Origin of the sequence: Nocardia otitidiscaviarum, assembly GCF_007362295.1 — a bacterium.
GTDB lineage: Bacteria > Actinomycetota > Actinomycetes > Mycobacteriales > Mycobacteriaceae > Nocardia > Nocardia otitidiscaviarum.
In genome coordinates this window covers 4,515,331-4,535,007 of sequence record NZ_CP041695.1, presented here as the reverse complement: position 1 = coordinate 4,535,007, position 19,677 = coordinate 4,515,331, and the positions used below count along the sequence as shown (strand labels likewise).

General features: G+C 69.8%; 18 protein-coding genes. 13 read left to right on the top strand and 5 right to left on the bottom strand.

Translation table 11 applies throughout. The annotated features are described in order from the left end of the window. Window positions 1-51: 51 nt before the first annotated feature. Entirely contained in the window at window positions 52-1,083 is a 1,032-nt protein-coding gene (locus FOH10_RS20230) for an AraC family transcriptional regulator (RefSeq protein WP_186000539.1), read from the bottom strand. Between the two features lie 109 nt (window positions 1,084-1,192). On the opposite strand from FOH10_RS20230, the gene FOH10_RS20225 reads away from it, so the two are divergent. From FOH10_RS20225 to FOH10_RS20190, 8 genes are all read left to right on the top strand, one after another. After that, entirely contained in the window at window positions 1,193-1,744 is a 552-nt protein-coding gene (locus FOH10_RS20225; RefSeq protein WP_143981917.1) for a hypothetical protein, read from the top strand. A gap of 84 nt (window positions 1,745-1,828) precedes the next feature. After that, window positions 1,829-2,293 (top strand): DUF5946 family protein, encoded by a 465-nt coding sequence (locus FOH10_RS20220; RefSeq protein ID WP_143981916.1) that lies wholly within the window; start codon window positions 1,829-1,831, stop codon window positions 2,291-2,293. 132 nt (window positions 2,294-2,425) lie between these two features. Continuing rightward, complete coding sequence (locus tag FOH10_RS20215) at window positions 2,426-2,890, top strand: YybH family protein (protein ID WP_143981915.1); 465 nt, start codon at window positions 2,426-2,428, stop codon at window positions 2,888-2,890. 126 nt (window positions 2,891-3,016) lie between these two features. Then, window positions 3,017-3,901, top strand: coding sequence for a class I SAM-dependent methyltransferase (locus FOH10_RS20210; protein ID WP_143981914.1), 885 nt, complete (start codon window positions 3,017-3,019; stop codon window positions 3,899-3,901). A gap of 10 nt (window positions 3,902-3,911) precedes the next feature. After that, window positions 3,912-4,364 carry a flavodoxin family protein gene (locus tag FOH10_RS20205; RefSeq protein ID WP_143981913.1) on the top strand — a complete coding sequence of 151 codons (453 nt, stop codon included), beginning with the start codon at window positions 3,912-3,914 and terminating at the stop codon, window positions 4,362-4,364. 272 nt (window positions 4,365-4,636) lie between these two features. Further along, complete coding sequence (locus tag FOH10_RS20200) at window positions 4,637-5,305, top strand: response regulator transcription factor (protein WP_143981912.1); 669 nt, start codon at window positions 4,637-4,639, stop codon at window positions 5,303-5,305. Beyond that, window positions 5,302-6,591: a sensor histidine kinase gene (locus FOH10_RS20195; RefSeq protein WP_143981911.1), complete on the top strand. Its 1,290-nt coding sequence runs from the start codon at window positions 5,302-5,304 to the stop codon at window positions 6,589-6,591. The genes FOH10_RS20200 and FOH10_RS20195 overlap by 4 nt, the downstream gene beginning before the upstream one ends. Beyond that, a complete protein-coding gene (locus FOH10_RS20190; protein WP_143981910.1) occupies window positions 6,578-7,606 on the top strand; it encodes a hypothetical protein in 1,029 nt (342 codons plus the stop codon). The genes FOH10_RS20195 and FOH10_RS20190 overlap by 14 nt, the downstream gene beginning before the upstream one ends. A 62-nt stretch (window positions 7,607-7,668) precedes the next feature. Here FOH10_RS20190 and FOH10_RS20185 read toward each other — a convergent pair whose 3' ends face one another. Then, window positions 7,669-8,115 (bottom strand): hypothetical protein, encoded by a 447-nt coding sequence (locus tag FOH10_RS20185; protein ID WP_143981909.1) that lies wholly within the window; start codon window positions 8,113-8,115, stop codon window positions 7,669-7,671. 147 nt (window positions 8,116-8,262) lie between these two features. Here FOH10_RS20185 and dapA point away from each other — a divergent pair, with 147 nt between their 5' ends. Beyond that, window positions 8,263-9,171 carry a 4-hydroxy-tetrahydrodipicolinate synthase gene (dapA, locus tag FOH10_RS20180; protein WP_029928186.1) on the top strand — a complete coding sequence of 303 codons (909 nt, stop codon included), beginning with the start codon at window positions 8,263-8,265 and terminating at the stop codon, window positions 9,169-9,171. Next, window positions 9,168-11,177, top strand: coding sequence for a ribonuclease J (locus FOH10_RS20175; RefSeq protein WP_186000538.1), 2,010 nt, complete (start codon window positions 9,168-9,170; stop codon window positions 11,175-11,177). The genes dapA and FOH10_RS20175 overlap by 4 nt, the downstream gene beginning before the upstream one ends. A 68-nt stretch (window positions 11,178-11,245) precedes the next feature. Here the strand turns inward: FOH10_RS20175 and FOH10_RS20170 are convergent, their stop codons facing one another. After that, entirely contained in the window at window positions 11,246-11,803 is a 558-nt protein-coding gene (locus FOH10_RS20170; protein ID WP_143981908.1) for a WKL family lipoprotein, read from the bottom strand. Window positions 11,804-11,832: 29 nt separating this feature from the next. After that, entirely contained in the window at window positions 11,833-12,216 is a 384-nt protein-coding gene (locus FOH10_RS20165; RefSeq protein WP_143981907.1) for a DUF4189 domain-containing protein, read from the bottom strand. Window positions 12,217-12,455: 239 nt separating this feature from the next. On the opposite strand from FOH10_RS20165, the gene FOH10_RS20160 reads away from it, so the two are divergent. The 3 genes from FOH10_RS20160 to FOH10_RS20150 all read left to right on the top strand — a co-directional run bounded on the left by FOH10_RS20160 (window position 12,456) and on the right by FOH10_RS20150 (window position 19,299). Beyond that, window positions 12,456-13,079 carry a TIGR03085 family metal-binding protein gene (locus tag FOH10_RS20160; RefSeq protein WP_039815833.1) on the top strand — a complete coding sequence of 208 codons (624 nt, stop codon included), beginning with the start codon at window positions 12,456-12,458 and terminating at the stop codon, window positions 13,077-13,079. 154 nt (window positions 13,080-13,233) lie between these two features. Further along, window positions 13,234-16,107: an AfsR/SARP family transcriptional regulator gene (locus FOH10_RS20155; protein WP_143981906.1), complete on the top strand. Its 2,874-nt coding sequence runs from the start codon at window positions 13,234-13,236 to the stop codon at window positions 16,105-16,107. Between the two features lie 597 nt (window positions 16,108-16,704). After that, window positions 16,705-19,299 carry a DNA translocase FtsK gene (locus FOH10_RS20150; protein ID WP_143981905.1) on the top strand — a complete coding sequence of 865 codons (2,595 nt, stop codon included), beginning with the start codon at window positions 16,705-16,707 and terminating at the stop codon, window positions 19,297-19,299. 3 nt (window positions 19,300-19,302) lie between these two features. On the opposite strand, the gene FOH10_RS20145 is transcribed toward FOH10_RS20150, so the two are convergent. Next, the gene (locus FOH10_RS20145; RefSeq protein WP_039815813.1) at window positions 19,303-19,674 is read right to left on the bottom strand and encodes a hypothetical protein; all 372 of its coding nucleotides are present in this window, start codon (window positions 19,672-19,674) and stop codon (window positions 19,303-19,305) included. Between the last annotated feature and the right edge of the window lie 3 nt (window positions 19,675-19,677).

Below are 19,677 nucleotides of genomic sequence, written 5' to 3'. Positions count from 1 at the left end.
CGAGCGCGTGATGCGGTTGTTCCGGCCAGTCGACAGCGGTGCACGTCCGCGTCAGCCCCTGCTGGCCTCCTGCCGGCTCTCGCGGGCGAAACGGCCGGGGGCCAACCCTTTCCAGGTGCGGAAGGCGGTGGAGAAGGCCGACATGCTGGAGTACCCCAGCCGCTGCGCCACCGTGTCGACGGTGAACCCCTTGGCGAGCAGTTCCTCGGCGAGCATGCCGGTGGTCTCGTGGCTCAGGGCGCGAAAGCTGGTGCCCTCGTCGGCGAGTCGGCGGCGCAGCGTGCGGACGCTGATGTTCAGGTCGGCCGCCACCTCCGTCTGCCCCGCGAGTCCGCCCCGGTAGACGAGCAGTTCGCGCACCTGCCCGCTGAGGCCGGTGCGCGCGTGCCGCTTCTGGATGGTCTCGACGCAGAGCCGCTCGTATTGCGCGCGCAGCAGCGGATGGGCCTGCGGCATGGGGTGGCGCAGATCGGCGGCGTCGAGGACGAGCACGGTGCGCTCGGCGTCGAATCGGATCTCGGGCACGTTCAGCAGGGTGCCGACCGCCTCGTAGACGGGGGAGTAGCCGAGGATGACATCCAGCCGCTGCACCGGCACATCCCAGCTCAACAGCTCCCGCTGCACCGTGCGGATCAGCGTGAGATCGCGTTCGATCGCGAACTTCCGCACCGGCTCGGGAACATTCGAGGCGTCCATACTCACCAGCACCTGCGCCCCGGACGTCTCCAGCGCGTACCGCACATACGCGAACGACAGATCCGCGAACCGCGTCCACATCTCCACCATCTCCCGCACGGTCGCGCACGCGCTCAAGGCCACCCCGAGATTCCCGATCACCGGCAGATGCACCGCCATTCCGGCGATCAGCCCAAGCCCCGGCTCGTCCCCGGTCACATCCAGAATGTTGCGGATGATCCGGAACTCCTGGTCGAGGTCGATCTCCACCGTCGGATCGGTGAGCTCAGCCTCCTCGATCCCCGTCCCCGCCAACGCGACCGTTCCCGCGATCCTCCGCTCCGCCGCGAAGTCGACCAACAGTGCCGCACTGACCGTCGAGCGCACATACCAAGGGTCCCTGGCCATACCGAGAATCATCGCAACCCGAACCCACCCGCATCCCCCGAATCGAAGACCACGACCTGGTTGCTTCGGTTACGCTGCGGTCGCGGCTCAGGATCGAAGGAGGGCCACCGTGCACATCGTCATCTCCGCCCTCCCGGCCACCGCCGCTACTCCGCACATCGAGATCGCCGTCATCGCAGCCGCGTCGGTACCCGTTGTGGGAGCGATTCTTTCGGCCCCACCCCTGCGCGGCCGCCGTCCCGCCGGTACCGGACGAAGTCACCTGCTCGCACAACTCTTCGCCACCCTGGGCGCCCTCACCTACATCGCCGCCGTCCTCCTCGGCGTCTTCACCGACGACGCCCCGACGGAGGTCATCTTCACCGCCCTGGTCGGCGCCACCTGCGGCGTGGTCGCCCTCCTGGTCGCCCGCCGCACCGGGGTCGACCACCGGTTCCTGCTCGACGCGGCCGCGACCGCCCCGCAATCCGACCTCCCGGCCCGCTACGCCCTCATCGACACCCTGATCGCCGGTATCGCCGACCGGGGCGTCCAAGACCGGGTACGCGCCGACGCCGCCCAACGCCTGGTCGGCTCCATCACCACCGACCCCGAACCACTGGACGCCGCCGCTGCCGTCCCGGTCAGCCCCGCGAAGCCCCTCCCGACATCCGATTCCTGATCGGTTCGCCCCGTCTGCCGCATCCAGACACGAGCGCATCCACATGCCTTCCGTCTGCGATCGCGGGCGGCCTAGCCTGGAGGCATGACCGGTAGGGGCGGGTGTGAGTGTGGTGCGTCGGCACCGTGTGTCGACAGCTGGTACGAGGCGCTCGCGCAGGAGCACGAGGATCCCGAGATGGCGGCGTGGCATGCGCCGTTGGTCTGCACCTTCGTGTTGCAGCACCCGTCCCGGAACGAGGAGCGGTTCGCCGATGTCCAGTTCCGGCTGTTGCAGTTCTTCCTGGACCGAGGAGTGGTGGCGACGAACCGGCTGGCGCGGCATCAGGTGGCGCGCAACAAGAGTGGCGGGCCGGGATACGACATGACGCCACTGGAGCCGTATCACGCACTACCGCAAAGGTTGTCGCTACCACGCTTCGCCCTCGGCGTCGCAGACCTCAGGGATGCCGACGGCGGGTTCGTCGGCGACGGTCACGTGGCCTACGGTGAGCGCATGCGGCAGGTCGCCGATGCGACCGTCGCGGGCTACCTCGCGCCGGACGGCTAGGTCGAGGGCGTCGAAGGCGTCGGCGAGGGTAGCCCGATATCGGCCGATCATGTGGGCTGCCGCAGCTTGCGGCTTGACCTCAACCTTGGTTGAGAATCGAGGCTGGGTCCGACGCCGACAACGGAGGACGACATGGATACTCGACCGACCCTGCACGACCCGAGCGCCCAGGCGACGGCCGAGACGGTCGCTGCCGATCTCGCCGCCGAGCTACAGCGGGCGGGCGAGACCGCCGACGCCGACCGCTACGACAGCTGGTTCGCGGCGGACGTCGTGTGGGGCTCGCCCTTCGGCGCCCTGGTCGTCGGGTATGAGCAGATCAACGCGATCCACCGGCGCATGATGGTGGCGGCGAAACCTGTCGCGCCGCACTCCCGGTTCGAGGTGGTGGTGGCGACCAGTCCTGCTCCGGGGGTGGTCGTGACGCAGATTCGCCGGCAGGCGCTCGAGCCCGGTGGCTTCTCCGAGGTCGCGTTGTACGTGCTGGTGGAGCGCGACGGGAAGTGGTGGCTGTCGGCGGCGCAGAACACCCCCGTCGACGAAGCGAAATCGGTGCTGAAGCGGGGGCGAATCGTGCGTCCTGACCCGGCGGAGTGATACCGCGGCCCGGTGGGAAAGCATCGGCGGGGTTGTGCGGAGCCGGGCGCGTACGACGAGGCGTCCGCCGTACGGTGCGGCGAAATTCGATGGTGTCGAACCGATCGTGACCGTTAGCGTCCGGGCATGGCTTATGAGCATCCGCTGGCGTATGTGCTGGGTGTGGAGGGTGCCGCGCTGCTGCGTGCCTTCGCCGGGGAATACGACCGGGCCTTCACCGAGGCCCGGATCGAGGAGGTGCGGCGCTTGCTGAACGATCCGGTGCTCGCTGCGGGGATAGCGGTGGACCATCTGGATCCTGTTGTGGGATATGGCATCTGGTCGCGAGCATATGACGACCCGGGCAATCCGGCATTCGGTTACGACGAGGGCATCGTTCGAGCCGTGGCGGCGTCGGCAGCGCGCGGGGTCGCACTGGACGCCGCCTGCGGCACCGGGCGGGTGGCGGCCGTGCTGGCCGAGTACGGGCACCGTGTCATCGGCGTGGACAGCTCACCGGAGATGCTGGACATCGCGCGGAAGCGGTTGGCGGAGGTGGATTTTCGGCTGGGGGAGGTGGCCGGCCTGCCGGTGGAGACCGATACGGTGGATATCGTCACGTGCTCGCTCGCATTGACGCACCTGCGCGAACTGGGCGAGGCGTTCGGCGAGTTCGCTCGGGTGCTGCGCCCCGGGGGCCAGCTCGTCATCGCCGACGTTCATCCCGAGTTGGTGGCGCGCACCCACATCCCGACGGTACGGCTGCCCGACGGGACTCCCGCCCGGGTCCGCTCGTATCGTCACCGCACCGGCGACTATCTGCGCGCCGCACTCGCGGCGGGCTTCACCGCCCGCCGCTGCGAGGAACCCCGACCGCGGCGCGTCGCCGCCGATGCGACCCCGACCGCCGAGCCCGGCCCCTGGGACGCCTGGCCCTGGTCGCTGACCGGTCTCGTTCCCGAAGCCGCGCGTGCCGCCGACACCGACGTCCCGGCCATGCTCCTCTGGCACTTCGAACTGACCGGCCCCTAGGCTCGATACCATGCCGCGGTTGCTGATCATCCACCACACGCCGTCCCCCTTCATGCAGGCGATGTTCGAAGCGGTGGTCTCCGGCGCGACCGATCCCGACATCGAGGGCGTGGAGGTCGTGCGCAGGGCAGCGCTGGCCGTATCGCCGACCGATGTGCTGGAGGCCGATGGTTACCTGCTCGGCACCCCCGCGAACCTCGGCTACATGAGCGGAGCCCTCAAGCACGCGTTCGACGTCGTCTACTACCCCTGCCTCGATTCGACCCGAGGCCGCCCCTTCGGCTGTTACCTCCACGGCAACGAGGGCACGGAGGGAGCGGAGAAGGGCGTCACCTCGATCACGACAGGACTCGGATGGACGAAAGCCGCTGAATACGTGGTGGTATCGGGCAAGCCGTCCAAAGATGCGCTCGAAGCGTGCTGGGAACTCGGTGCGACCGTGGCGGCGCAGCTCATGGAGTGAGTGCGACCGGAGCTCACCCCGCCTCGAGGCGGCGCTCCAGTTCGGCCGCGATCAGCTCGTGCGCCGCGTCGCAGAAGAGGGTGATCGCCGAGTTCGGAGCCCGTGCACGGCAAACGTCCGTTCGCCAACCGCACAGCCTCCGCGAGGGCTCGCGCGTCGTCGGGTCGAGGCCCAGTTCGCCCCCCGATTTCTGGTGGCTGACATACCTGGCGGGAATACGGTCATACTGCTCAACGGGGTACATCGGGATTGGGAAGAGGTGAAGGGTCGCCGTGGAGGCGCAGGAGTCGAGGCCACGCCGGATCGGGTTGGTCGAGGATCACGAGTCGGTGGCGATCGGGTTGGCGGCCATGTTGGCGCCCGAGGCCGATCTGGAATTGGTGATCACGGCGGGTACGGTGCCGGAGTTGTTGGCGGCGGCGCCGGAGCTGGATCTGGTGGTGCTGGATCTGCGGTTGGCCGACGGGTCCTCGCCCGAGGACAATGTGCTGGCGCTGCGGGAGAGCGGTGTCGAGGTGCTGGTGTTCACCGGTGCGGACAATGCGTTCCTGGTGCGGGCCGCCGCACGCGCGGGAGTGCTCGGCGTGGTCCGCAAATCCGAGGATGTGCCCACCGTGGTGGCGGCCGTGCGGCGGGCCGCGCACAAGGAGCTGGTGGTGACCACCGACTGGGCCGCCGCCATCGACGGCGACCCCAAACTCCAGGACGTGGGCCTGAGCCCGCGGCAGCAGGAGGTGCTGCAGCTCTACGCCTCCGGTGAGAAGGCGTCGCGCGTGGCCCGGCTGACCGGGCTGTCCGAGCAGACCGTCAACGACTATCTGGGCCGTATCCGGCAGAAGTACGCCGATGCCGGACGTCCCGCGCACACCAAGACCGACCTGTACAAGCGGGCCGTCGAGGACGGCTGGCTGCCCGTGCCGGAACGCGACACGAACGCATGACCGCGTCCAGCGCGCTGGACTCCCCGCCCGCCGAGGCCGCCGCCATGTCCTGGACCGATGCGCTGCGGCGATTGCGGGGAGCGCTCGATACGGCCGACGGCAGGACGACGGCCGCCTCCGACCGGATCATGCGCCGCCTCGGCGTCTCCCTCGGTATCGGCGGGGTCATCATCGGCCTGTTCGAGGTGCCGGAGATCGCCGAGCACGGGCGGTTCGTACCGGTCTGGTGGACGATTACCGCGGCCCTGCTGACCTTCGGATTCTTCCCGATCCTGGCCCTGGTGGCGACGCTGACCGGGCAGCGGCCGATCAAAATCGTCTCCGCGTGCGCCGCCCTGAGTTTCCTGGTGGTGGTCGCCAGCGTGCCCGCCGTCTTCGAGCCGGACACCGTGAACGCCTCCACCATCTGGCCGTTCCGGGTGCTCGTCATCGCGGTGACGGCGGCGGTGCTGGCGTTCCCCACCCGCTGGGCGATCGTCTACATGATCGTCGCGTCGGCGGCGGCAGCCACCGCCAATGTCTATACGCTGACCGATTTCACGGCCGCGCTGTTCATCGAGAACTTCCTGCGCGCGGCCGGACTCGCGGCGCTGTTCGTCTGGTGCGGCACCGCCGCGCGCGGCGCGGCCGAACGGGTGGACCGTGAATCGGCCATCGCCGCGCGCCGGGCCGCCGTGGCCGCCGCCGCGCAGGCCCGCGACCGGGAGCGCGCCCGCTTCGCCGCCCTCATCCACGACGCGGTGCTGTCCACCCTGCTGGAGGCCTCGCGCGCGGGCACCGAATCGGATGTGCTGCGCCGCCAGGCCGAACGCACCCTGGAACAGCTCGAGGAGGTGCGCGGCGGGGAACGCGATCCGGATCTGCTGGACGCCCGCTCGGCGGTGCTGTTCCTGCGTTCGGCCGTGCAGGAGGTGAATCCGAGCATCCGATTCGCCACCCGCACCTGGCCCGGCTTCGACGACCTGCGCATGCCGGTGCCGGCCGCCAGCACCCTGGCCGCCGCCCTCACCGAGGCCGTACGCAACAGCCTGCGCCACGCCTCGGTGCCGGGGCGGGAGGTGCGGCGCACGGTCACCACCACCATCAGCGCGGGCAGTATCCGCATCGTATTCACCGATGACGGAGCGGGTTTCGACCTCGCCGCGGTCTCGGCCGACCGGCTCGGCATCTCCATGAGCATCATGGGCCGCATGCGCCAGCTCGCGGGCGGCTCGGCCTTCGTGGAATCACAGCCGGGGGAGGGGACCACGGTGACACTGGTCTGGGGTGGCGATGGCTCGCTCTGACGTTTCCGACAGCCGCTTCGGCCTCGGCGATCTGCTGGGGCTGCGCGGCGGCGCGGGCTGGTTGTTCCTGGTCATCCTGGAAGCCACCATCGCGCTGTACATGTACAAGAACTTCCACGGGGTGCCGTTCTGGTCGGCGCTGGCGGGGATGGCGCTCATGCTCGCGGCGGGTGCGCTGGTGATGGTGGTGCCCGTCGATCCGCTGCCGGTTCCGGTGGCATTGTTCGCGGCCGCCGCCGGACCCGCCTCGGCGGGGCTGACGGTCATGAGCCTGTCCCCGGGCGGGCAGTCGCATTCGGTGTGGACCGCCTACGCGAGTTCGTACGTGCTGGCGGTGCTGGTGCTGCGGGGGCGGGTGCGCATCGCCTGGGTGGGTGTGGCCGCCATCGCGGCCGTCGTCGCGGTCGCGGGGATGGGTCCGCAGTTGGAGGCCAGCGCGGTGGTCGGCTCCATCGTGCCCATCGGCACGGTCGCGGCGATCACGGTGTTCGCGGCGATCATGCGACCCATGCAGCGGTCGCTGCGGCTGTTGCGCGAGGAGGCCATGCTGCGCGCGGCCGCCGAGGCCACCATGTCGGCCGCCGACAACGAGCGCACCCGCCAGCTCACCCGGCTGGACCGGGTGGCGGGGCCGATCCTGGAGCGCATCGCCGACGGCGTGGAACTCACCGTCTCCGAACGCGAGGAATGCCGCCTGCTGGAGGCCGAGCTCCGCGACGGGCTGCGGGCGCCGCAACTGGTGACCGATGAGCTGAGCTGCGCGGCGCGGGGTGCGCGATCGCGCGGGGTCGAGGTGGTGCTGCTCGACGACGGCGGTTTCACCGGTGTGCCCGAGTGGGTGCGCAAGCGGGTGATCGACGCCGCCACAAGGGAATTGGACGCCGCCAATACGGGCACGGTGACGGTGCGGGTGCTGCCGCTGGGGCGGCGGCTGCTGGCCACGGTGCTGGCGACCGGTCCGGAGCGCGACCAGCGCACCGAGATCGACACCGACGGCAAGGTCACGGTGGGCTGATCCGATCGGCTCGTCGGTGTGTCGGCCGGACGTCGCGGGCGCGACGGCGGGCCGTCACCGCCTCACTCGTCGTAGCGTCCGGTGCCGCCCTTGCGCATCTGGTCCCGCAGCGCGCCCTGCACGGCGGTCGACAGCCACGAGTTCAGCGATTGCCCGCTCTGTGCTGCGGCCTCCTCCGCGCGCGATTTGATCTGCTCGACCAGTCGCAGGGTGACCCGGCTGATATCGCCCGTGACCTCCTCGAAGGAGGGCTGTTCGGCATCGGATGCGGTCTTGCGCACATCCACGTGGGCGTCGGTGCCGTCGACGGAGACGTGCACGGTCCGATCGCCCAGCGTGGTGCTGATCTCGGTGGCCAGATCCGAGAGCGCGGCCAGCAGGGTCAGCCGGGCGGAATTCTCCGTGGCTGCGGCCAGCGCGGCGGCCGTGGCCTGCGTTTTCTCATCGCCGAGCGCGGCCGCGGCAATGAGGTCCTCGCGCAGGCGAGCGGTGTATTTGTTCAGGTCCATGACACCAGTGTGACGTCACGAATGACACCACACAAGGAGTGAAATGATGTCAGGTACAACCCCCATTACACGAATCCGCATCCGACTGGCGGCGCTTCGGCGACAAGGGTGCAAAACCCATTCCTGCCACCGGGTAGCCTTCTGGCTATGACGAACGGTAATTCGACGCGAACCGAGCTGCACGCGTCCGGCACTGTCGGTGTCGCGATGGTGACCCCCTTTACCGCCGAAGGCAAGCTCGACGTCGATACCGGTGTCGCCCTCGCGTCCAGCCTGTGCGATCGAGGCGTCGACCTGCTCGCGATCTCCGGCACCACCGGCGAATCTCCGACCACCACCGAGTCCGAGAAGTTCGACCTGCTGCGTGCCGTCATCGACGCGGTCGGTGACCGCGCCACCGTCATCGCGGGCGCGGGCACCTACGACACCGCGCACAGCATCGAGCTGGCGCGCAACGCACAGCGCGCGGGTGCCCACGGTTTGCTGGTCGTCACCCCGTACTACTCGCGGCCCTCCCAGGACGGGTTGGTCGCACACTTCACCGCCGTCGCCGACGCCACCGATCTGCCGGTGACGCTCTACGACATCCCGCCGCGCTCGATCATCCCCATCGGGCCGGAGGCGCTGCGGCGGCTGGCCGAACATCCGCGCATCGTCGCGGTCAAGGACGCCAAGGGCGATCTCAACGCGGGTGCGGAGATGATCGCAGAGACCGGGCTGGACTACTACTCCGGCGACGACGTGCTCAACCTGCCCTGGCTGTCCATCGGAGCCGTCGGATTCATCAGTGTCATCGGGCATCTGGTGCCCGATCGGCTGCGCGCCATGCACACCGCCTACCAGGCCGGTGACGTCGTCAAGGCGCGCGAGATCAATGCCAGCATGATTCCACTGAACCGGGCCATGGCCCGTCTCGGAGGTGTTGCCATGACCAAGGGTGCCCTGCGCCTGCTCGGCGTCGAGGTCGGCGAACCGCGCCTGCCGCAACTCATCCCGAACGACAGACAACTCGACGACCTGGCCGCGGACCTGCGCGCCGCGGGGGTGCTTGTATGAGCAACCCCATCGGTCGTCGTCCACGCCGTACCGCGAGTCGCGCCGCGGGAGCACCGGAGCCGGTGCGGGAGCGCGACACCCAGCAATCAGCCACACCTATCAAGGAGACCGCCGCGCCGACAACGGAAACCGCCGCACCGGCTTCGACGTCCACTACGACGCCCGAACCCGCTGCCGCGCAACAGGAATCACGAGATCGCAGCCGAAACGAGTCCGAGGGCGGACGTTCCGGCCGGGGCCGCTCGTCCGACCGCAACCGGCGTGGCGGCCGGGGCCGTCAGTCGGGCCGGTCCGATCGCGGCGAGCAGTCCGCACCGCCGGTGCGCGATCCGCACGCCTTCGGCACCCCGCCCGCCGCCCCGCGCGGCGGCCTGCGGGTGTTCGCGCTCGGCGGCATCGGCGAGATCGGTCGGAACATGACCGTCTTCGAACATGACGGCAAACTGCTCATCATCGACTGCGGTGTGCTGTTCCCGGAGGACCAGCAGCCCGGCGTCGACCTGATCCTCCCGGACTTCGGCCCCATCGAGGACCGCATCGACGATGTCGCGGCGGTGGTGCTGACTCACGGTCACGAGGACCACATCGGTGCGGTGCCGTTCCTGCTGCGCCTGCGTCGCGACATCCCGGTGGTGGGCGCGAAGTTCACGCTCGCGCTGGTGGCGGCCAAATGCCGCGAACATCGGTTGCAGCCCAAGCTCATCGAGGTCAGCGAGGGCGAGCACACCCAGCACGGGCCGTTCGACTGCGAGTACTTCGCGGTCAACCACTCCATTCCCGACGCGCTCGCGGTGGCGGTGCGCACGCCCGCGGGCATCGTCCTGCACACCGGCGACATCAAACTCGACCAGCTGCCCCTGGACGGCCGGCTCACCGACCTGGCGGGCTTCTCGCGACTCGGCGACGAGGGCGTGGATCTGTTCCTGGTGGACTCCACCAACGCCGAGGTTCCCGGCTTCGTCACCCCCGAACGCGAGATCGGGCCGGTGCTCGATTCGGTGATCGGCAAGGCGCGCGGCCGGGTCATCGTGGCCTCCTTCGCCTCGCACGTGCACCGCATCCAGCAGGTGGTGGACGTGGCGCAGCGCTACGACCGCCGGGTGTGCTTCGTGGGCCGGTCCATGGTCCGCAATATGCAGATCGCCCAGGATCTCGGCTACCTCGACATCCCCGATGGCCTGGTGGTCGATCTGGATCAGGCGGCGAATCTGCCGGTGCACAAGCTGGTGCTCATCTCCACCGGATCGCAGGGCGAGCCGCTGTCGGCGCTCTCGCGCATGGCGCGCGGCGACCACCGGCAGATCAATATCCGCGCCGACGATCTGGTGGTGCTGGCGTCCTCGCTCATTCCGGGCAACGAGAACGCCGTCTTCACCGTGGTGAACGGGCTGGCGCGGCTCGGGGCCACCGTGGTGACCCAGCAGAACGCGAAAGTCCATGTCTCCGGCCACGCTTCGGCCGGTGAGCTGCTGTACCTCTACAACGCGGTGCGGCCCACCAACGCCATGCCGGTGCACGGCGAATGGCGGCATCTGCGCGCGAACGCGGCACTGGCGGTGGCCACCGGCGTACCCGAGGAGCGGGTGGTGCTGGCGGAGAACGGCGTCGTGGTGGATCTGGTGGACGGTATCGCCAGCATCACCGGCAAGGTGCGGGTCGGCCAGGTGTACGTGGACGGTCTATCCGTCGGCGATGTGGGCGAGTCCACGCTGTCGGACCGGCTGGTGCTGGGCGAGGGTGGCTTCATCTCCATCACCGTCGCCGTCGACGAGACCACCGGAAAGGCCGTCACCACACCGGAACTCAACGGCCGCGGCTTCTCCGACGATCCGGACGCGCTGGCCGACGCGCAGGAACTGGTGGAGGCCGAACTGCGCCGCCTGGCGGGCGAGGGCGTCACCGACACCCACCGCATCGCGCAGGGCGTGCGCCGGGTGGTGGGCCGCTGGGTGGCCGACACCTACCGCCGCCGCCCGATGATCGTCCCGACGGTCATCGGCGTGTAGGCGGCGTCGGCGGACGAATCAGCGCCCCAGCGGAAATCGCTGGGGCGCTGCGTTTTTCGCCGCTACTCTCAGTTGTCCTGGCAGGCGGCGGAATCCAGCTTGGCGGCCTTCACGATGCTGCACGCGAAGCCGTGGTCGACCTTCCACTCGGTGCCCTCGGCGACGAAGGCGACGGTGGCGTTCTCCACCGGGGAACCGTCGATGGTCACATTGGCGTCGGCCTTCAGCTTGCCGTCGACCGGATCCTGCACATTGGTGATCTCGACGGTGACGTTGTTCTGCTTGGCGGCCTCGACCAGCTTGTCGACCAGTTGCGGATCCTGGGCCGCGTCCTCGATCCACGAGATCTTGGTCTTGGCGTCGATGGACGGATCGAACGCTTTATTGATCTTGTCGTTCAGTTCCTGCACGGTCGGCTTCGGCAGATCCGGCACCGCGGTGGTGGACGGCGCGGCGCCGGTCACCTTCGCCTCGTCGTCGGTGGAACCCTCGAACTCGCCCGCGGGGGCGGCGGAGGTAGTGGTCGCGTCGGCGCCGGTGTCGTCACCGGAGCCACAGGCCGCCAGACCGAAAGCCGACGCCGCCAGCGCCACCGCGGCGGCGGCGCGGAAAATGGTGTGCTTCAACGAATTACTCCCTGAATCGGAAAGAAGGATTAGAGCCGGTAACCGCTGGTGCAGTTCCAGTGGATGATGGTGGCGTCGGAGAAGTTGCGATCCAGTGCCTGATTGCGCGCCGCGCTGCGGGAGGCCGCCGCCCCGTAGGTGTAGAAGCCCTGCGGCGAGTAGGCGACCGCGCCGCAGCCGTTGGCGAAGCGCGCGACGATCTTGCAATCCATCCCCCGGCATTCGCTCAGCGCGCCGTCCTGCGCCGCCGCCGACGTGGAGTAGTCGTAGGAGTAGCCGATACTCCCGGTCGACGGTGAGAGCGCGATGGCGCCGTAGTTGTACCCCGCCGCGTTCGCCGGTGCCGCCGTGACGGCCAGCAGGGAACCCGCCGCCGCGATCACAGCGGCCGCGCCGCTGACAATCTTCTTCAAGGTGTTGCCCTTCTTTGCTTATGGGTCCACGACCCGATGGACCGAGGAGTCAAGCTACCGACCCGAATTGGCCGACGCCAACCCGGAAGCAGCGGAAACGAGCGATCGCCGCACGATTCGCGTACCGGACTGCCGTGCCGGTGATGCGGTAATGATCATGTGGAGCGCTTATCGACGGCCGGGTGTTTCCCTTAAGGCCGACCCTTCTGCTGAGCTGTTTGTCCGATTAGGGTGCGCGTATGAGCATGGCCCAACGCGAGCGGCAACATCTGGTGCAGACCATGGCGGCCGCCGGTCCGGACGCCCCCACCCTCTGTGGCGACTGGACGGTGCGGGATCTGGCCGCCCACTTGATCGTTCGTGAGCGCCGTCCGGACGCGGCGCCCGGAATCCTACTGAAACCCCTGGCCGGATATTTGGAACGCGTGCAATCCACAGTGGCGCGGCGGCCGTTCCCGCAACTGCTCGAACAGGTGCGCACCGGCCCGCCCGTCTGGTCGCCCCTGCGGCTGGTGGACTCGGTCGCCAATCTCACCGAGATGTTCGTCCATCACGAGGACGTCCGCCGCGCCGGCACCAGCTGGGAGGCCCGGGAGATGTCACCCGACGACGAGGACCGGCTGTGGAAGGCGCTGCGTCCCGTCGCCAAGATGGCGTATCGCAAGTCGCCGGTGACCGTGGTGCTCGCGACCCCGGACGGCCGCCGCCACACCGCGCACACCGCCGGTGGCCGCACGGTGGTGCTCACCGGACCGCCGTCGGAACTGCTGTTGCACGCCTTCGGACGCGATGAGGTGCGGCTGAGCATGTCCGGCGACCCGGACGATGTGCGGGCGGTGCTGGCCACCGATCGCAGCGTCTGATCCGCCCGATTTCCGGGCACCCGCCGACCACATCCCGGTTCGGCTGGTAATAACCACCGTGGTCGTGCAACGATCACGACGAGCGGTGGCTCACCGTGACGAGCGCCACATCCGGCGGTCGGCGCGGGAGTGTAGGTATTGAGGTGGAATTGCGATGACATGGCGACTGTCGGTACTCGGACCGGTCGAGCTGAGTCACGAGGGCGTGCCAACGGCCGCCATGCCGCCCAAACAGCAGGCCGCCCTGCTCATTCTGGCCGGGGCGCGCGGACGCACCGTCTCGGTCGAGGAGCTGGTGGACGGCATCTGGGGCGAGCGGCGGCCGCCGTCCGCGCTGGGCGCGCTGCGCAATTACGCCTGGGCGCTGCGCAAGCGTTTCGCCGCGGGCACCCATGCGGTGCGGTTGACCTCCGGCACCGGCGGCTACCGGCTCGACGGGGCCGTCGAGCTCGACACCGACCTGGTCGACCGCTTCCGGGTCGAGGTCGAACAGCTGCGCATCGCCGGCGATCTGGACCGCGCCGAATCCGTCCTGGAGGCGGCGCTGGGCCAGTGGCGCGGCGACCCGCTCACCGGGGTGCCCGGTCCGTGGGCCGAGGCCGAACGGGCCCGGCTGCGCCGCCTGCACCGGGTGCTGTGCGAGGACCGGGTCGAACTCGCCGTGGCCGCACAGGACTATCCGCGCGCCATCACCGATCTGGAAGGGCTGATCACCGCCGACCCGCTCAGCGAACGGCTGCGCGGACTCATGATGACCGCGCTCTACCGCGCGGGCCGCCGCACCGAGGCGCTGGAGGAATATCAGCGCATCCGCCGCCTGCTCGTCGCCGACCAGGGCATCGAACCGGGACCGGCGCTCATCGAACTGCATCAGCGCATCCTCACCGACGAACTGCCCACCGTGGCCGCCGGTGCGCCCGCACCGCTGCCGGTGCCCGCCCAATTGCCGCCCGACACCGCGGATTTCACGGGTCGGCGCGAGGCCGTGGAGCGGCTGTGCGACGAATTGCGCGACGATCTGAGCCTGCCCATCGCGGCCGTATCCGGTATGGGCGGGGTCGGTAAGACCACCCTCGCGCTGCATGTGGCGCATCGGATGCGCGCCCGCTTCCCGGACGGGCAGCTCTATGTGGACCTGCACGGCGCGGCCGCGCTGCCCGCCGACCCGGGGCAGGTGCTGGGCGGATTCCTGCGTGCCCTGGGCGTGCCCGATTGGGAGATGCCCGCGGGGGTGGACGAGCGGGCGGCGCTGTTCCGGTCCACGGTGAGCGGTCGGCGGCTGCTGCTGGTGCTCGACGATGCCTTCGACGGCGCCCAGATCGCGCCGCTGCTGCCCGGAACGCCCGGATCCGCGGTGCTGGTGACGGCGCGGCGACCCCTGACCGCGCTGCCCGGGGCACGGCCCACCGCGCTGGGCGTGCTCGCCCGCGACGAGGCCGAGGAGCTGTTCGCGCGGATCGTCGGCGTGGATCGGGCGGCGGCCGAACCCGAGGCGTCCCGGCGGGTGGTCGAGCTGTGCGGGCTGCTGCCCCTGGCGATCCGGATCGTGGCCGCGCGCGTGGCGGCCCGGCCCACCTGGACCATTGCCTCGGAGGCGCGGAGACTGGCCGAGGAACGTGCCGGGCTGCGCTGTTTCCGCACCGGGGAACTAGCCCTGGACGCGGTGTTCCAGGCCGGCTACGACCAGCTCGATCCGGCGGCGGCGCGGGCCTTCCGACTGCTGGCCGGTACCGGTCTGCCGGAGCTGCCGCTGGCCGCCGCCGCGGTGGCGCTGGGATGTGCGGTGGACGAGGCCGAGGAGGTGTGCGAGGGACTGGTCGATCGCGGCATGCTCGAATCCATCGGGCGCGGGCGCTATCGCTACCACGAACTCATGCGGATGTTCGCACTCGGCCACGGCTCTCGGCCCGATGAGACCGATGTGCTGGCGCGGTTGCTCGATCACTACCTGGCGACCATGAAAACCGTGCTGCGGGTGCGGCATCCGGGACTGGTGCTGCCGTCGAGTGCGACCGTGTCGGCGGGGGAGCGGCTGCGCGACCTGGACGACACCCGGCGCTTCCTCGAGCTGGAGCGGCGCAATATCGCCGCACTGTACCGGCTGGCGGCCGCCGCGACCCCGCCACACCGGGTGGTGGCCGCGGATCTGGCGATCACGGTGGCGGTGACCCTGCTGGCCGGTGATGCCACCGCCGACCTCGAACAGGCGCTGGACGGCCTGATCGCGGCGACCGCGGCCGACGGGAACGCGGCCGCATGCCGCCGGGCGCGGCTGGCGCTGGCGTTCGCGCTGCTCGTGGAGTTCGGTGAACCGGAACGGGCGGCGGTCGAACTGCGGCAGATCCTCGACGGCATCGACCCGAGCGCCGAGATCTGGGTCGGCGGCGCCGCCCATCTGCTCACCGGCGCGCTGGCCCTGGGGGAGGGGGAGGCCGACGCCGCGATCGACTCCTTCCGGATGGCGCTGCGGCTGCACCGGCTCGGCAACAGTCCGGAATGCGTGCGCGTCGCCTACGCCATGCTGGCGCGCGCCTACGCGGTCGCGGGTCGCGACCGCGACGCGCTGGCCGCCGCCGCCCGCGCCGTGGTCGGCGACCAGCGCCCCGGCACCCGCCACAACATCATGTGGGCCCTCACCGAGGCGGCCTGGGTCATCTGCCGCGACAACGACCCGGACCTGGGCCAACGCCTCTTCGACGCCGCCCTCACCGCCGCCCGCCGCGCGGGCAGCCCGCGCTTCGAATCCGCCGTCCACACCCGCGCCGCCCTCGCCAATCTGGCCGCGGGCCGCCTCCGCGAAGCCGTCGACGCGGCCGACCGCGCCGAGGCCACCCGCGGCCCCACCCGCACCGCCCATCCGCACAACCAACTCATCCGCTACACCGCCCTGCGCCGCCTCGGCCGCACCCTCGACGCCGCCGAGTGCTACCGCACCGCCGCCAGCCAGATCCCCGACTTCGACACCGCACTGGCCCGCTGGACCGCCACCCCCGCCGCGACCGCCCACCCCCTCCCCAGCGCCAGTTGACCCACCCGCTGCCGAAGCCGGTCCGGCGCGTTCAATGCGGCCGGTATCCCCCGGCCTCATCGGCGCGCTCAGGGCGACCGGTGTGCCTGCGCACTCACTCGCCGCTGCGCTTGGGCAGTCTGCGCCAGGGGCGCAGGGTGGGCAAGCGCAGCACGCTCCGACCACGAGCGTTCCCCCTGCCGCACGTCACCGAAACCCGCACCATCCGGGCAGCGGATCTCCTGCGCACTGGAGGCCGCCCGCACCTGCACCGCCCCGCGGACCATGCGATCGGCCGTCCCCGGCGTCGCTCGCCCGCTGATGGGGCCGCGCGCCCGTGCCCGCGCTGGACCGGGCACGTTGGTGTCGCCACCTCCATGTCGAATTCCCGCAACGCGCTTCCGGCGTGTCGCACGCGAGTGCCCGCGTCGCGTCGGCACGGTGCGGTTCACTGGTACTCAGCCGAGCCGCACGGTGTCATCGCAGCTCGCACGACCGGCTCCGCCCGTGCGGCGGCCTCCGGTCCGCCCGTCGCCCGCCCCGATCTCCGGGGTGTGATGTGCGTGGGGTGGGTGTTGCGGATGGTCCGGATGATGCGCCAGCGGCTAGCCTGAGTGCATGGCAGGTAAGTCCCGCACCACCGCAACGTCCCGTTCGCGGGCGGGATCGACGCGGGGGCAGGCTCCTGCACGGTCTCGTTCCAAGGCCCCGCGTTCGGCCCCCGCCGCCCAGCGCCGGTCGGCGTCGGCGGGCCGGGTGCGGCGTTCCCCGGCGCGCCGCCCCGCCCGCGCCCGCTCGAACACCGCCCCGCTGGCGGTGTTCACCCGCGGGGTGAGCAGCGGCTGGAACATGCTGGCGCGCGGCCTCGGCGCCACCACCCGGGCGCTCGGCCGGGCGGGGGAGATCGAGCACGGCCATCGCCGCGACGGCATCGCCCTGGCCCTGGTCGCCTTCGCCTTCATCATCGCCGCCGCGGTCTGGCTGTCGGCGGGCGGCCCGGTCGGGCGCGGGGTCGATACCGCCATCCGCTGGGTCGCCGGGTCCGCCTCGGCCGCACTGCCTTTCGTGGCGTCGGGGATCGCGGTGATCCTGATGCGCACCGAACCGCATCCGGAGGCCCGCCCCCGCCTGGTGCTCGGCGGCCTGCTGGTCGGCCTCCCGATGCTCGGCCTGTGGCATCTGGCCTCCGGTTCCCCGTCCGATATCGATGGTCGTTCCCGCGGTGCGGGTTTCGTCGGCTACGTGGTCGGCGGCCCGCTCAGCGACGGTCTCAGCGCGTTCCTGGCCGTGCCGCTGCTCATGCTCGCCATCCTCTTCGGCGTGCTGCTGCTGACCGGCACCACGGTGCGCGAGATCCCGGAACGGATGCGCGAACTGTTCGGCACCGGCAGCGGCGGCGACGAATACGACCGCGAGCCCGGCGAATTCGGCCTCTACGATCCGGCCGACTACGACGCCGACGGCTTCCCGATCCATCAGAAGACCAAGCGCCGCCGCGGTAGGTCCCCCTCGGACAACTATCCGACCGACGAATTCTGCGGCTCCGACGCGGTCACCGAGATCATCGGCGAACCCCCGCTGCAGGACGCCAAGGACATCGCCCCGCCCGAACCGCCGAAACCCAAGGCGCGCAAGGCCCCCAAGGTGGTCGATCAGACCCCGCCACCGCAGCAGGCCGAGCAGTTGGAGTTCGTCACCGACCGCGAGGTCGAGGGCGACTACCAGTTGCCGCCCATGACCCTGCTCACCGACGGCGATCCGCCCAAGAAGCGCAGTGCCGCCAACGAATCCATGATCGAGGCGATCACGGAGGTGTTGGTGCAGTTCAAGATCGACGCCGCCGTCACGGGTTTCGTGCGCGGTCCGACGGTCACCCGCTACGAGGTGGAGCTGGGTCCCGGCGTCAAGGTCGAGAAGATCACCGCACTGGCCCGCAATATCGCCTACGCGGTCGCCACCGAGAACGTGCGCCTGCTCGCGCCCATCCCGGGCAAGTCGGCGGTGGGTATCGAGGTGCCCAACTCCGATCGCGAACTGGTCCGGCTCGCGGACGTGCTGAAGGCCCCCTCCACCCGCAACGACCATCACCCGCTGGTGATCGGACTGGGCAAGAACATCGAGGGCGAGTTCGTCTCGGCGAATCTGGCCAAGATGCCGCACCTGCTGGTGGCCGGTTCCACCGGTTCCGGTAAGTCCAGCTTCGTCAACTCGATGCTGGTGTCGCTGTTGCAGCGTGCCACCCCCGATGAGGTGCGCATGATCCTCATCGACCCGAAGATGGTGGAACTCACTCCCTACGAAGGCATTCCGCATCTGATCACGCCCATCATCACCCAGCCCAAGAAGGCCGCGGCGGCGCTGGCCTGGCTGGTGGAGGAGATGGAGCAGCGCTATCAGGACATGCAGGCCAACAAGGTCCGCCACATCGACGACTTCAACCGCAAGGTCAAGTCGGGGCAGATCACCGCCCCGCTGGGCAGCGAGCGAGTGTACCGCCCGTACCCGTACATCCTCGCCATCGTCGACGAGCTCGCCGACCTGATGATGACCGCTCCCCGCGACGTCGAGGACGCCATCGTCCGCATCACCCAGAAGGCCCGCGCCGCCGGGATTCACCTGGTGTTGGCGACCCAGCGGCCGTCGGTGGACGTGGTCACGGGCCTGATCAAGACCAATGTGCCGTCCCGGCTCGCCTTCGCCACGTCGTCGTTGACGGATTCGCGCGTCATCCTCGATCAGCCGGGCGCGGAGAAGCTCATCGGTATGGGTGACGGCCTGTTCCTGCCCATGGGCGCGAACAAGCCCACCCGTTTGCAGGGCGCGTTCATCTCCGACGAGGAGATCCACGCCGTCGTCGAATTCACCAAGGAGCAGAAGGAACCCGAGTACCAGGAGGGTGTCACCGCCGGGAAGTCGGGTGAGAAGAAGGACGTCGATCCGGATATCGGCGACGACCTCGACCTGTTGCTGCAGGCCATCGAACTGGTGGTGACCAGTCAGTTCGGGTCCACGTCGATGTTGCAGCGCAAACTCCGCGTCGGTTTCGCCAAGGCGGGTCGCCTCATGGACCTGATGGAAACCCGCGGGGTGGTCGGCCCCAGCGAGGGCTCCAAGGCCCGCGACGTCCTGATCAAGCCCGATGAGCTGGACGGACTGCTCTACACCATTCGTGGTGGGGGAGAGGCGGATTCGGAGCCCTCCGGCGCGGAGTAAGGGTCACACCTCGAGGTCTTCCTCGATGCCCTTGAGTCGGTGGCGGGCCATGGCCAGATTGGCGCGGTTCTTGTCCAGTGCCACATACAGGAACAGGCCCTTGGATTTTCGGCCCGTCATGGGTCGGATGATGTGGTACTGGCTGGAGAGGGTGATGAGGATGTCCTCGATATCCTCATTGAGCCCCAGCTGTTCGATGGTGCGCATCTTGGCCCGCACCACCTCGGTATTGCCGGCGGCGGCGACCTGCAGGTCCAGTGCCTTCGAGCTGCCGAGCATGCCGAGGGCCATACCGCTGTTGTAGTCGACCACGGCCGCGCCGACCGCGCCGTCGATGACCATCATGTCCTTGAGCGCGATATCCAGATTGGACATAGT

Bases quoted from the DNA above. Each gene is read 5' to 3' on its own strand.
- FOH10_RS20230 (WP_186000539.1), bottom strand. From the start codon at position 1,083: ATGGCCAGGGACCCTTGGTATGTGCGCTCGACGGTCAGTGCGGCACTG.
- FOH10_RS20220 (WP_143981916.1), top strand. From the start codon at position 1,829: ATGACCGGTAGGGGCGGGTGTGAGTGTGGTGCGTCGGCACCGTGTGTC.
- FOH10_RS20215 (WP_143981915.1), top strand. From the start codon at position 2,426: ATGGATACTCGACCGACCCTGCACGACCCGAGCGCCCAGGCGACGGCC.
- FOH10_RS20210 (WP_143981914.1), top strand. From the start codon at position 3,017: ATGGCTTATGAGCATCCGCTGGCGTATGTGCTGGGTGTGGAGGGTGCC.
- FOH10_RS20205 (WP_143981913.1), top strand. From the start codon at position 3,912: ATGCCGCGGTTGCTGATCATCCACCACACGCCGTCCCCCTTCATGCAG.
- FOH10_RS20195 (WP_143981911.1), top strand. From the start codon at position 5,302: ATGACCGCGTCCAGCGCGCTGGACTCCCCGCCCGCCGAGGCCGCCGCC.
- FOH10_RS20190 (WP_143981910.1), top strand. From the start codon at position 6,578: ATGGCTCGCTCTGACGTTTCCGACAGCCGCTTCGGCCTCGGCGATCTG.
- FOH10_RS20185 (WP_143981909.1), bottom strand. From the start codon at position 8,115: ATGGACCTGAACAAATACACCGCTCGCCTGCGCGAGGACCTCATTGCC.
- dapA (WP_029928186.1), top strand. From the start codon at position 8,263: ATGACGAACGGTAATTCGACGCGAACCGAGCTGCACGCGTCCGGCACT.
- FOH10_RS20175 (WP_186000538.1), top strand. From the start codon at position 9,168: ATGAGCAACCCCATCGGTCGTCGTCCACGCCGTACCGCGAGTCGCGCC.
- FOH10_RS20160 (WP_039815833.1), top strand. From the start codon at position 12,456: ATGAGCATGGCCCAACGCGAGCGGCAACATCTGGTGCAGACCATGGCG.
- FOH10_RS20155 (WP_143981906.1), top strand. From the start codon at position 13,234: ATGACATGGCGACTGTCGGTACTCGGACCGGTCGAGCTGAGTCACGAG.
- FOH10_RS20150 (WP_143981905.1), top strand. From the start codon at position 16,705: ATGGCAGGTAAGTCCCGCACCACCGCAACGTCCCGTTCGCGGGCGGGA.
- FOH10_RS20145 (WP_039815813.1), bottom strand. From the start codon at position 19,674: ATGTCCAATCTGGATATCGCGCTCAAGGACATGATGGTCATCGACGGC.